Source organism: Nitrosomonas sp. HPC101 (genome assembly GCF_009833125.1).
Classification (GTDB): Bacteria; Pseudomonadota; Gammaproteobacteria; order Burkholderiales; family Nitrosomonadaceae; genus Nitrosomonas.
This window is the reverse complement of sequence record NZ_QRCC01000005.1, coordinates 70,090-81,953: the sequence shown is the minus strand read 5'-3', so window position 1 is coordinate 81,953 and position 11,864 is coordinate 70,090. Positions and strand designations below refer to the sequence as shown.

Annotated in this window: 9 protein-coding genes and 1 pseudogene; 4 read left to right on the top strand and 6 right to left on the bottom strand. The window is 49.0% G+C overall.

The features are described from left to right. Nucleotides 1–21 precede the first annotated feature (21 nt). On the top strand, nucleotides 22–3,306 hold the full coding sequence (locus tag ABO04_RS04505) for a mechanosensitive ion channel domain-containing protein (RefSeq protein ID WP_160809499.1): 3,285 nt from the start codon (nucleotides 22–24) through the stop codon (nucleotides 3,304–3,306). Between the two features lie 82 nt (nucleotides 3,307–3,388). Here the strand turns inward: ABO04_RS04505 and dnaJ are convergent, their stop codons facing one another. The 4 genes from dnaJ to purB all read right to left on the bottom strand — a co-directional run bounded on the left by dnaJ (nucleotide 3,389) and on the right by purB (nucleotide 8,778). Next, complete coding sequence (gene dnaJ / locus ABO04_RS04500) at nucleotides 3,389–4,498, bottom strand: molecular chaperone DnaJ (protein ID WP_160809498.1); 1,110 nt, start codon at nucleotides 4,496–4,498, stop codon at nucleotides 3,389–3,391. Nucleotides 4,499–4,672: 174 nt separating this feature from the next. Next, nucleotides 4,673–6,613: a molecular chaperone DnaK gene (gene dnaK, locus ABO04_RS04495; protein WP_160809497.1), complete on the bottom strand. Its 1,941-nt coding sequence runs from the start codon at nucleotides 6,611–6,613 to the stop codon at nucleotides 4,673–4,675. 63 nt (nucleotides 6,614–6,676) lie between these two features. After that, complete coding sequence (gene grpE / locus ABO04_RS04490; protein ID WP_160809496.1) at nucleotides 6,677–7,264, bottom strand: nucleotide exchange factor GrpE; 588 nt, start codon at nucleotides 7,262–7,264, stop codon at nucleotides 6,677–6,679. A gap of 137 nt (nucleotides 7,265–7,401) precedes the next feature. Continuing rightward, on the bottom strand, nucleotides 7,402–8,778 hold the full coding sequence (purB, locus tag ABO04_RS04485) for an adenylosuccinate lyase (RefSeq protein ID WP_160809495.1): 1,377 nt from the start codon (nucleotides 8,776–8,778) through the stop codon (nucleotides 7,402–7,404). A 118-nt stretch (nucleotides 8,779–8,896) separates the two neighbouring features. Here purB and ABO04_RS04480 point away from each other — a divergent pair, with 118 nt between their 5' ends. Beyond that, a complete protein-coding gene (locus ABO04_RS04480) occupies nucleotides 8,897–9,511 on the top strand; it encodes a glutathione S-transferase (protein ID WP_160809494.1) in 615 nt (204 codons plus the stop codon). A 286-nt stretch (nucleotides 9,512–9,797) separates the two neighbouring features. Next, nucleotides 9,798–10,067, top strand: a complete 270-nt coding sequence (locus ABO04_RS04475; RefSeq protein ID WP_160809493.1) for a Rho-binding antiterminator — start codon at nucleotides 9,798–9,800, stop codon at nucleotides 10,065–10,067. A gap of 22 nt (nucleotides 10,068–10,089) precedes the next feature. Here ABO04_RS04475 and ABO04_RS04470 read toward each other — a convergent pair whose 3' ends face one another. Then, nucleotides 10,090–10,815, bottom strand: coding sequence for a glycosyltransferase (locus ABO04_RS04470; RefSeq protein WP_160809492.1), 726 nt, complete (start codon nucleotides 10,813–10,815; stop codon nucleotides 10,090–10,092). A gap of 389 nt (nucleotides 10,816–11,204) precedes the next feature. Next, nucleotides 11,205–11,465 carry a hypothetical protein gene (locus tag ABO04_RS04465; protein ID WP_240141422.1) on the bottom strand — a complete coding sequence of 87 codons (261 nt, stop codon included), beginning with the start codon at nucleotides 11,463–11,465 and terminating at the stop codon, nucleotides 11,205–11,207. Between ABO04_RS04465 and ABO04_RS12040 the strand changes: the two are divergent. Continuing rightward, nucleotides 11,427–11,751, top strand: a pseudogene (locus tag ABO04_RS12040) (IS1595 family transposase); the annotation flags it as partial. The gene ABO04_RS04465 and the pseudogene ABO04_RS12040 sit on opposite strands and share 39 nt — an antisense overlap. Nucleotides 11,752–11,864: the final 113 nt, after the last annotated feature.

Genomic DNA, 11,864 nt, shown 5'->3' with positions numbered 1-11,864 from the left:
TTTTCTCATTATGATTGACACATGAACAGATTGCTTCGCATTACCGTTTTCTTACTCTTGGTCACAATTGGCAGCGGATACGGCCACGCCAGCGAGCTGGATGAGGAGCTTCAGGCGATCCAGACAAAACTCGGCGTGCTGGGCAACGGCGAAGAGACACCACAAAAAAAGCGTCTGCGTGAGATTTACAATGACCATCAACAGGTATTACTCGATCATCAGGAGTATCTGAAAAAAACTGCAAATTACTCCCGACAGCTGGAGCAGTACCCAAAACAACTGCAACAACTGGAGAAACTTAAAAGAAACGAGACATCTACCGGAACAGCTACCACTACGCTGGACAAGCTGGCCAAATTGCCGCTGGAGGCGCTGGAACAGCGCTATGTTGCCGCGCAAGCTGATCTGTCCAATCTGCAAAATCAACAGCAAAAACTTGCTGCCGAAATCACTAAACTGCGACAGCGCGCAGTCACTGTTCGCGAGGAGCTTGCATCAGTCGGAACCTTGCGGGCAGAACTGGCGGAAACCCCTGCCGAAACGCAGAAAACGACTGATAAAAAAATACTGAATGCACTGGCAAATTATCAGGATGCCCAGTTACAGGCACTCACCGACAAAACACGCATGCTGGAGCTGGAATCTCTGGTATTGCCCAATGCTATTGAAGCAGCCTCATTGCAGGAAAAACTTACGCTGATTCCCGGGATTCAAGCGCTGGAGCAGGAAGCTGAAAGATTAGCAGAAGAAATCAGCCAGAAAAAACGAGTTGAAACTGAACAGGTAGTTGAAAAATCCCAGCAATTACTGGTCGAAAAGGAATGGCAATACCTGGGGTTGAAGAAACTTGCTCAGGATAACCAGTCATTGGCCAAAAAACTCAGCAGTTATGCTGAGCTTTCCTCCCAACTGGTCAATCAGAAAACGAATGATGAAAAACGTCTTGCTCTCGTCACACAAAGCTATACGGCGCTGCAGCAGCGGCTTGAACTCAAGGGAGAAGACACCGCGCTGGGAACGGAAGTCAGAAAGCAGTTCAAGGAAATCATGATTGAACCGGCCGTAGCACAAACCGAAAGAGCGCTGAGCAACGCCAAACTGGAGCTGTTCCAGTTTGAGCAGGAAAAGCTGCAAATGATGAATGAACGCGGCTATTTCAAACAAAAAATGAACGACGAAGATTTACCACCCAACAATACTCCTGCTTATCAGCAGCTTACCAATGCATTTTATGAATTAAAGCAATCCCGAGAACAAATGGCCGATCAGCTTATCCAGGTGCTGCACGGCTATATCAAGGAATTACAACTTCATCTCACGGTTCAACAGCAGCTTGTCGAGAAAATTGGTCAACACCAGCTGTTGCTGAAAGAAAATCTGCTGCTGACACGCAATGCGGAACCCATTTCCATGGATATCGTACAGAACATTCAGGATGCCATGAACTGGATGGCTTCACGCAAAATACAGGCTGCGATTGAAAAAACAGTCAATGCAACCTGGAAAAATATTGCCATTATTTTTACGCTATTCACATTAATATTCATTATTTTCCGGCACACCTACTGGCCGGTCTACTACACCTGGATCCAGACTGGAAACAATTTGCGAGGCCGGGTTAATCAGGACAGACTGTTATATCCCGTAGGGATGCTGCTATCCACTTTTTTCCTGGCGGGATGTGCTTACCTGCCTTTCCAGTTGTCAGCCTTAGTTTTGCGATACAGCGTCAATACAGAAATTGGCCATGCATTCTCGGTCAGCTTTCAGGCAGCCGCTATTGCAATGTTCGTATGGGTGTTCCTGCTGCTTTTGCTTCACCCGGAAGGCATGTTGATCGGGCAGCTCAAATGTGCTGAAAAACTTGTTCACAAAATGTACCAGGACGTTCGACACTTTGCGCCCGTCGTCGCTGTATTAAGTATCATGATTGCATTCACCGATGCTCTGGATGATGATCTGGTTCGTAATGGCTTTGGCCGACTTGCTTTCATATTGCTGTGTCTGGCACTTGCAATATTTGCATCCAGCTGGATGGCACTTACCCGTTCAGGCAAGGCACTCTACCAGGGTGAATCATTCAAGCTCGTTCTCCACCCTGCATTCTGGATGTCTCTCTTTTTCATCATACAAATTAGCATGATTGCCATGGCGGCAATCGGTTACTACTTTGCAGCAATTTATCAATATCTGCTGATATTTCAGTCAATCGCCTGGGCTGTATTGTGCGCCCTGGTCTTTTTCACAGGTTTTCGCAGTCTGTTGATCATTCAGCGCCAGATCGCATTTGAACGGGCAATTGAGAAACGAGAGGAAATACAGGCGCAACGCGCGGCATCCGGCAAAAGCGAAACCGATCTGCTGGACGATAACTATATTGATGTCAAAACAATCAGTAAGCAATCCGCAACCGTCCTGAAAATCAGTGTCTGGGCATTGCTGATTACCGGACTTGGATTGATCTGGGTCGATGTACTGCCAGCATTCAGCTTTCTGGAGAAAATCACGATCTGGCGCACATCAGTAGAAATCGATGGTGAAGTCATTCTGCAGCCCATCACATTGAAAACATTACTGGTTGCGATTATTATTCTGAGCCTTTCCATGATTGCCGCGCATAACCTGCCCGGCACGCTGGAGCTGCTGGTACTGCGCCATCTATCGCTCAACCCCGGTACAGGCTATGCCATGACCACCCTGCTCCGATACACAATCGTGATCATCGGACTCATGATAACGCTGCAGAAACTGGGAATGGAGTGGTCAAATATTCAATGGCTGGTTGCCGCATTGAGTGTCGGACTGGGCTTCGGCTTGCAGGAAGTGTTCGCCAACTTCGTATCCGGACTGATTCTGCTGTTTGAGCGCCCTATCAGAATCGGGGATGTGATTACGCTGAACAATATCAGCGGTACGGTCAGCAAGATTCACATTCGTGCCACAACCTTGATCGACGGTGATCGCAAGGAAGTGATCGTACCTAACAAGATATTCATTACGCAACAATTAACCAACTGGACGTTGAGTGATCAGATTACACGCATAGTAATCCCGGTAGGCATTACCTATCGTTCAGATTGCGACAAGGCACGCGCACTGCTATTGAAAATCGCACATGACCACCCGCTGGTACTGCGTGATCCAGAGCCCGCTGCATTGCTCCTCGAGTTTGGCGCCACTTCACTGAACTTCGAGTTACGGGTATTCACCGGACAATTGTCAGACAGGATGAAACTACAGCATGAACTGCATATGTTAATCAACCAGCATTTCGCGGAAGAAGGAATCAAAATTACACCCAGTTAGCAATAAATCCCAGCTATCTGACAAATCTACTGTAATCAGGAAATAACAATAGACAATAGGATAAAACTGCCACTGGGTTATCTCATTCGGTGAAAAACGCACGTGCCTTCTCCATCCAGGACTTGGCACGCGGATGATGCAATGAGCCATCTTCCTGACTGATGGATTCAAATTCTTCCAGCAATTCTTTCTGGCGCGAAGTCAGATTAACAGGCGTCTCCACTGCAACATGACAGAGCAGATCACCCGTCGATTGATTGCGTACCCCGGTTATTCCTTTACTGCGTAACCGGAAAATTTTACCGGTCTGGGTTCCGGGTGGCACCTTGATACGCGCATGCCCATCCAGTGTGGGTACTTCGATTTCCCCTCCCAACGCTGCCACAGTAAAGCTGATCGGGATCTCACAATGTAAATGGTTCCCTTCTCTCTGAAAAACAGGGTGACTGGCAAGATGAATGACAACATACAGATCACCCGCCGGCCCGCCGCTCGCACCTGCCTCTCCCTCACCCGTTAACCGGATGCTATCGCCTTCATCCACTCCGGCCGGAATCCTGACAGACAGAGTTTTATGGCGCTTGACCCGCCCTGCTCCATGACAATCCGTGCAAGGATCAGATACGACCTTGCCACTGCCATGACAATGCGAACAAGTTTGCTGGATCGAGAAGAAACCCTGTTGCATCCGGACCTGGCCATGTCCATTACAAGTCGGGCAGGTTTTGGGTGAAGTCCCGGGCTTTGCACCGCTGCCATGACAGGTATCACATACCTCCTGTCTGGGAATACGTATTTTGGTTTCTGCACCTCGTGCTGCCTGCTCCAGCGTAATCTCAAGGTTGTAACGCAAATCGGCTCCGCGGTGGACGCTAGCGCGTCCACCGCCACGCATACCGAAAAAATCACTGAAAATATCGCTGAAGGCATCACTGAACCCCTGTGCCCCTGCTCCACCCACCCCACCATTCAAACCAGCATGTCCAAACTGGTCGTAGGCCGCGCGTTTGCCAGGATCAGACAAGACTTCATAGGCTTCCTTGATTTCCTTGAATCGCTCTTCCGCCTTAGCGTCACCCGCATTCCGATCAGGATGATATTTCATCGCCAGCTTGCGGTATACCTTCTTCAGCTCGCTTTCGTCTACATCTCGACCAACGCCGAGCACCTCATAATAATCACGTTGACTCATAAAACATTCCTGCCGGCAGAAATCGGCCGGTTACTCCAGCAATTTGATAAAAGATTCATTAATAAAGGATGTAAAACGCAGAGATCAGAGTAAATATGTTACTTCCTCCTTTCTCTGCGTATCTTTTCAATACGAGCGACCACTATGCAAATTTCGCATCAACCCTGCAGGGAATCATTTTTTATCCTTGACTTCCTCAAATTCGGCATCAACGACTTCACCTTCGACCGGCTTCTCTCCAGATTGATCAGAAGCTGATCCAGCATTCGCACCTGCTTGCTGACCCGCCTGGGCCTGTTCCTGGGCATACATTTTCTCAGCCAGTTTGTGCGAAGCTTCGGTCAATTCCTGTGTTTTCGCATCAATCGCCTGCTTGTCTCCGGACTTGAGTGCTTCCTCGGCATCTTTCAACGCCACCTCGATCTTGGACTTTTCATCCCCCTCCAACTTATCACCGTATTCAGTCAGTGATTTTCTGACTGAATGAATCATGGCATCGCACTGGTTGCGGCTATTAACCAGCTCCAGCGCTTTTTTATCTTCTTCCGCATGCGTTTCAGCGTCTTTTACCATTTTCTGGATCTCATCTTCAGACAGCCCGGAACTTGCCTGGATCTTGATCTTGTTCTCCTTGCCGGTTGCCTTATCCTTGGCCGACACATGCAGAATCCCGTTAGCATCAATATCAAAAGTTACTTCAATTTGCGGCATGCCACGCGGTGCCGGTGGAATATCGGTCAGGTTGAACTGGCCCAGACTTTTGTTGCCGGATGCCATTTCCCGTTCGCCCTGCAATACGTGAATAGTAACTGCTGTCTGACTATCATCGGCCGTTGAAAACACCTGCTGGGCCTTGGTCGGGATAGTCGTGTTTTTCTGGATCAGCTTGGTCATAACACCGCCCAACGTCTCGATTCCTAATGACAATGGTGTAACATCCAGCAACAGCACGTCCTTAACATCACCCTGCAGTACCCCACCCTGAATCGCAGCACCAATCGCAACTGCCTCGTCAGGATTAACATCTTTGCGCGGCTCTTTTCCAAAGATCTCCTTGACCTTATCCTGAACTTTCGGCATACGGGTCTGCCCGCCGACCAGAATGACGTCATCAATGTCGGAAACGGATAAACCCGCATCTTTAAGCGCGGTCCGGCAAGGGCCTGCGGTACGTTCGATCAGCTCTTCAACCAGACTTTCCAGCTTGGCGCGTGTGATCTTGATTGCCAGGTGCTTGGGGCCCGAAGCATCTGCTGTGATATAAGGCAGGTTGACTTCGGTCTGCTGACTGGAAGACAGTTCAATTTTGGCCTTTTCTGCTGCATCCTTGAGCCGCTGCAGTGCCAGCATGTCTTTTTTCAGGTCAATACCACTCTCTTTCCTGAATTCTTCTACCAGATAACCAATCACGCTGGAATCAAAATCCTCACCTCCCAGAAAAGTATCGCCATTGGTTGCCAGTACCTCGAACTGATGTTCACCTTCGATTTCTGCAATTTCGATGATCGAAATATCAAACGTACCGCCCCCCAGATCATATACCGCAATTTTGCGATCACCCTCTTTCTTGTCCAGTCCGAACGCAAGCGCTGCCGCAGTAGGCTCATTGATAATGCGCTTGACTTCCAGTCCCGCAATACGGCCTGCATCCTTGGTGGCCTGTCGCTGAGAATCGTTGAAATACGCCGGAACGGTAATAACTGCTTCCGTGACCGATTCGCCCAGATAATCCTCTGCCGTTTTTTTCATCTTCATCAGCACTTGCGCAGAAACTTCCGGCGGAGCGATTTTCCTGCCGCGTGCTTCTATCCATGCGTCATTGTTATCAGCACGCACGATCTTATAAGGCGTGACACTGATATCCTTCTGCACCACTTCTTCATCAAACCGGCGACCAATCAGCCGTTTGATAGCGAACAAGGTATTTTCCGGGTTGGTGACTGCCTGACGCTTGGCAGATGCACCCACTAGAACTTCATTATCTTCTGCATAGGCCACAATCGACGGGGTCGTTCTCGTGCCTTCAGCATTCTCGATGACCTTGGGCTTGTTGTTCTCCATGACGGCAACGCACGAGTTGGTCGTTCCCAGGTCAATGCCAATTATTTTTGCCATAGTATGTCCTTTAAAAGTTGAAATTTATCCTGCCAACATGAAATAAGGGTTTTCCTGAAAATCTCAAGAGCTCTTTGCTTTGGAAACAGCAACCATGGCAGGCCGGATAACCCGTTCATGTAACACATACCCCTTTTGCATCACTTGCGTGACTGTGTTGGGAGGCGCATCCGATTCCACCGTGCACATCGCCTCATGCTGATGCGGATCGAACTTTTCCCCCTGTGGATTAATGGTATGAATACTGAATTTCTCGAAGATCGCCGCAAGCTGTTTGCGTGTAAGTTCCACACCATCCTTCAAACTGTCAATGGTGGAATTCTCCACAATCAGCGCAGCATCCAGACTGTCCATCACAGCCAGCAGCTGGGTAGCAAAACTATCGATAGCGTATTTGTGTGCATTGGCAATATCCGTTTGTGCACGCTTACGGATATTCTCGGTTTCCGCCTTGGCACGCAGCCAGGCATCATGATGTTCAGCCGCTCTTATCTCTGCTTCTTTCAACTGCTGCTCTAAATCAAGAGGGATATCTTCCCCGGCTTTTTCTGGATGTGCTGCTGATTCACCGGAATGATGTGTTTCCAGCGTCTCTTCCACTTCCGGCAACTTCTGTTTTTCGATAGATTCCTGATTATGTGACTCTTGCATAGACTTCTCCTATAACGGTGCCGGTGATATTGGGGGCAACATTTCGCTTTTCAACCCCCAATCGAAAAAATCATTGGTGTTGTGCCCAATCTCAATAGGTAAAGAGTAGCGATAATCGGAAAATCAGTTTCCTGGAATCAGTCGCTAATGTTTTTTGCCAGATGCGCTGCCAGGCCAATGTAACGCGCGGGAGTGAGCTGCAGCAAGCGCGCTCTTTCAGCTTCGGGGATATCAAGCTGCTCGATAAACTGTTGAAGTACGCCATGATCAATTCCCGCTTTTCCACGCGTCAACGCCTTCAGCTGTTCATAGGGATTGGCTATTCCATAGCGGCGCATCACAGTCTGAATCGGTTCCGCCAGCACTTCCCAAGTATGCTGTAAATCCTCCGACAAACGCGTTGCATCAATTTGTAATTTCCCTAATCCCTTGAGACATGAATCATAAGCCAGCAGCGTATGACCAAGCGCCACCCCCATATTGCGCAACACGGTTGAATCGGTGAGATCGCGTTGCCAGCGTGAGATCGGCAATTTCTCACTCAGGTGCCTGAGCAAGGCGTTGGCAAGACCCAGATTGCCTTCCGAATTTTCAAAATCAATCGGATTGACCTTATGCGGCATGGTAGAAGAACCCACTTCATCTGCCTGGGTTTTCTGCCGGAAATACCCCAGTGAAACATAGCCCCAGATATCACGATTCAAATCCAGCAGAATCGTATTGATTCGGGCATAAGCATCAAACAGCTCAGCCATTCCGTCATGAGGTTCGATCTGGATCGTGTACGGATTGAAAGTCAATCCCAGTTCCTCAACAAAAGAACGGGTAAAAGCTTCCCAGTCGAACCCGGGAAGGGCAATCATATGGGCATTGTAATTACCCACTGCCCCATTGATTTTCCCGGAAACAGCCACACCAGCAAGACGCTCACGCCCCTGACGCAAACGGTGAACAAAATTAGCCAATTCCTTGCCCATGGTAGTCGGCGTAGCTGCCTGCCCATGTGTACGAGCCAACATCGGAATATCGGCCAGTTCCCTGGCAAGCAGCGTGAGCCGTTTAATAATGCCATCGAGCGCGGGGAGCATGACCTGATCCCGGCTGTGCTTGAGCATCAGGCCATGTGACAGGTTATTGATATCCTCTGAAGTACAGGCGAAATGAATAAATTCAGAGAGGGCTGCAATCTCCTGATCTCCAGCCAGTTTTTCCTTGAGCCAGTACTCCACTGCCTTCACGTCATGATTGGTTCGCGCCTCAATGGATTTCACAGCGTCCGCATCAGCAATGGAAAAATGTGCTGAAAATTGATCCAATTGCGCAACGGCCTTGGCTGATAACGATGCAACACCAGTCAGAGTCGGAATATCCGTGACTGCTTTAAACCATTCGATTTCTACATGAATCCGGTTACGGATCAATGCATATTCACTAAAAAAAGGGCGCAAGGCTGCCACCTTCTGCTGATACCGGCCATCCAGCGGAGAAAGTGCAAGAAGTGTCGAGATATCCATCGATTAATGTTTAAATTCAGGCATTCACGGTGCGTGAGCGCGCATTTTAACACAGCTCGCCATCCTCCCTGAGCTGGGATAAAATGAGATTAATATTCAAAAACAAAAGGACAGCAAAATGAAGCTTATTGGATCACTGACCAGTCCGTACGTACGCAAGGTGCGCATCATGCTCGCCGAAAAAGAGATCAACCACGAATTTACCAACGATCCGCCATTCAGCCCCGATACCAAGGTTGCCCAGATCAACCCGCTCGGCAAGGTACCGGCCCTGATTATGGATGATGGCTACATTCTGTTTGATTCTCGTGTAATCGTTGAATATCTGGACGGCCAGAGTGGAACCGGCTCAAGCAGGTTTATCCCGGCTTCCGGACCAGAACGGTTGCATGTCAAACGCTGGGAAGCGCTTGCTGACGGCATCATTGATGCCTGCGTGGCCATTTATCTTGAACGAAAGCGTCCGGAATCGCAGCAAAGCCAGGAATGGATCGAACGCCAGCAGAAGAAAATTGACCAGGGATTGCAGGCGGCGGCTGCAGATCTGGGGGATCGTGCATGGTGCGAGGGCGCATCCATGACCCTGGCGGATATCGCACTCGGCTGCGCATTCGGTTATCTGGACGCACGCTTCTCTGAAGTTAAATGGCGAAACACTCACCCCAATCTTGCCCGGTTAGCTGACAAACTGGCGGAGCGCCAATCATTCAAAACCACTGTCGCTCCAAATTAACCGGCTAAAATAATTATCTCCGCGATGTTTAGGAAGCGATATGCCAGCGTCGCGGCTTATGCCTGACCCCGAACAGATTCTAACCGCTGTCGCAGGCTCTTTCAGTTAAGGAGCCCCCTGAAAACATTAGCGAAACAGTCAGCTCAAGGCAGAAGACAGCAAAAAACAGAGTTTATATGTAATAAATGAGCATTTTGGGCTGACTTTTAACACAGGAATGGCGATACAAATTGTTTTGCAGAGATTCCTTAAAATAAATGACTTCTTCTGACGACGGACAAATAGTATGACTCAACATATCTCCTGTGATTTGCACGACTATATCGAGGTAGCCTGCATGTACGGCTATCAGTTGAGGCTGATTCTGAAAGACCAGTCAGTCCAGGAAGGCAAGGCAAAGGACATTTTGACAGATGCGGAGAAACGTGAATTCCTGCTACTGGAAACCTCTGCCGGCTCGCAGCAGGTCGAGCTGATTTCACTCGATAAAATGGAAGTGCTGACACCAAATGCCCGGTTCAGAGAAGTCATCTTTCCGGATGCCTGCGAATCCTGAGCGTGTCAGCATAGAAACTCGATCAGCGCCTGCCGTCATACCACATAGACAGTTTCTTTTTATTACGTAATGTACTAAATGGAGACAGGACCAGCCGCAGGCATTGTCCGGCAATTTCCCATCCGCTATAAAGACGCGTCTTTCTGGAAGATGTTTCAAGCGGGTGTGCATTCAGAATCGCAAATTTGAGTTTATGCTTACGCCCGTATTTTTTGAGCTTCCGGCTCAGATCAATTTCTTCTGCCGCATACAGCGTCAGATCAAATCCCCCCACCTCCCTAAACGCTGCCGTGTTACACACCATCAACGCCCCCGCCATCCAGCCAAGTCGCACGGACAGCACCGTCCATAGCTTCAATAGGGCTTCCGCCCACCAGGGTTGATCCATCATATAAACCGTGCTGCCTGCGCCGACATGCCTGCCTTGTTTGATCAATTCAAAAATATCTCCCGTCAGCCCGGCATTCAGTTGGCAATCCGCATCCATGAATATCAGCCAGTCTCCACGTGCAGCATTTGCGCCGGCAGTTCTGGCTCGTCCGATGTGATTAACTGGCTCAAAAACAACGCAGGCTCCCGCTCGTTTAGCTAGACAAGCGGTAGCATCAGTAGAATTATTATCCACCACGATGACTTCATGCGTGTAACCATAAGAGCGATTCGCTGCCACTGCATCGGCAATTGAGCGCAGGCACTGCTCAATTAATTGCTCTTCGTTGAAAGCCGGAATGATAAAAGAAATATACATATAGTCAGTTTATCATCTCCTCTGTGCGATAGTCGCAAACACATGTCCGGACCCATATGAATCCTGACGACACGTTTGCCACATTTATCATGTTTTTCACTTACAAGTGATGGCACGAGTTCTCCAAAACATGCTGCCATCTTGCAGCAAAATGCATCAAAAAATACAATTATGGACAATTCACATTAACACTTGAAATTCTGATATCGGGTTCATCCAACCATGTCAGCACCCAACCCTCCCATCATCCATCACACCGCGACACCGGGCAGCAATCCAGACGCACTAGCCGTTCAGCACCTCGTTCAAGCCATTCCATTTCATGGACATATCAACCATTCACGGCTGGATAGAAATAGAATAAGTCAGGATCTGATTAGCAATGATGTTCAGCCAGGGTAACAGATAGTCATCATTGGGCTATAATACATGTGAAAAGCATTTCGGCTTAAAAATGCACATGCATAAACCGAATCCAATTTCAACCCGGACTGCCGCTGCCTGAATTTTTCAGGCACCACGGAACCGAAGCGCAGCAGCGCCAGAGCAGTCATGTTGCCCAACAGGGTTTCAGTGCCACGCTGTGCACTAAGCTCACCCACACCCGCGGTTTCAGTTTGAACGCCATCAATCAGTGGGCCCAGACACACCTGGTTCCGGGCAACATCGTGTTCTCTGATGGCTGGCCCGCTTCGCTGGGGTGACCACGACAGACTGCACGGCATCGTCCACTGTCGTTAGCAGGTGAAAGCCAAAGGACTTGCCTGAGCTCCAGTGGGCCAACACTGTAAATATGCCGCCCGCTATCTAGCCGCGTTCACGCATCGATTCAATCGCCGATTCGATTTGCGCATGTTCCATACGCGACTGCTCCTGGCTGCAACTACCTGTGCATCGCAACCCTTGCGCGTGATCCGGCTGGCTGAGGCTTGTTGCGAATCAGGAAAATCCATGATGGATCAACTCTTGTGTGGCAACGCACTTCACCCTGACAGCCCGAGAAATTTTAAAAAATAATTTTATTTCCAGGCTGGAATTCCTGGATTTTT

What these genes read in the sequence shown, in the direction of transcription:
- ABO04_RS04470 (WP_160809492.1), bottom strand. Translation starts at nt 10,815, where the DNA reads ATGTATATTTCTTTTATCATTCCGGCTTTCAACGAAGAGCAATTAATT.
- ABO04_RS04475 (WP_160809493.1), top strand. Translation starts at nt 9,798, where the DNA reads ATGACTCAACATATCTCCTGTGATTTGCACGACTATATCGAGGTAGCC.
- ABO04_RS04505 (WP_160809499.1), top strand. Translation starts at nt 22, where the DNA reads ATGAACAGATTGCTTCGCATTACCGTTTTCTTACTCTTGGTCACAATT.
- purB (WP_160809495.1), bottom strand. Translation starts at nt 8,778, where the DNA reads ATGGATATCTCGACACTTCTTGCACTTTCTCCGCTGGATGGCCGGTAT.
- ABO04_RS04480 (WP_160809494.1), top strand. Translation starts at nt 8,897, where the DNA reads ATGAAGCTTATTGGATCACTGACCAGTCCGTACGTACGCAAGGTGCGC.
- dnaJ (WP_160809498.1), bottom strand. Translation starts at nt 4,498, where the DNA reads ATGAGTCAACGTGATTATTATGAGGTGCTCGGCGTTGGTCGAGATGTA.
- dnaK (WP_160809497.1), bottom strand. Translation starts at nt 6,613, where the DNA reads ATGGCAAAAATAATTGGCATTGACCTGGGAACGACCAACTCGTGCGTT.
- grpE (WP_160809496.1), bottom strand. Translation starts at nt 7,264, where the DNA reads ATGCAAGAGTCACATAATCAGGAATCTATCGAAAAACAGAAGTTGCCG.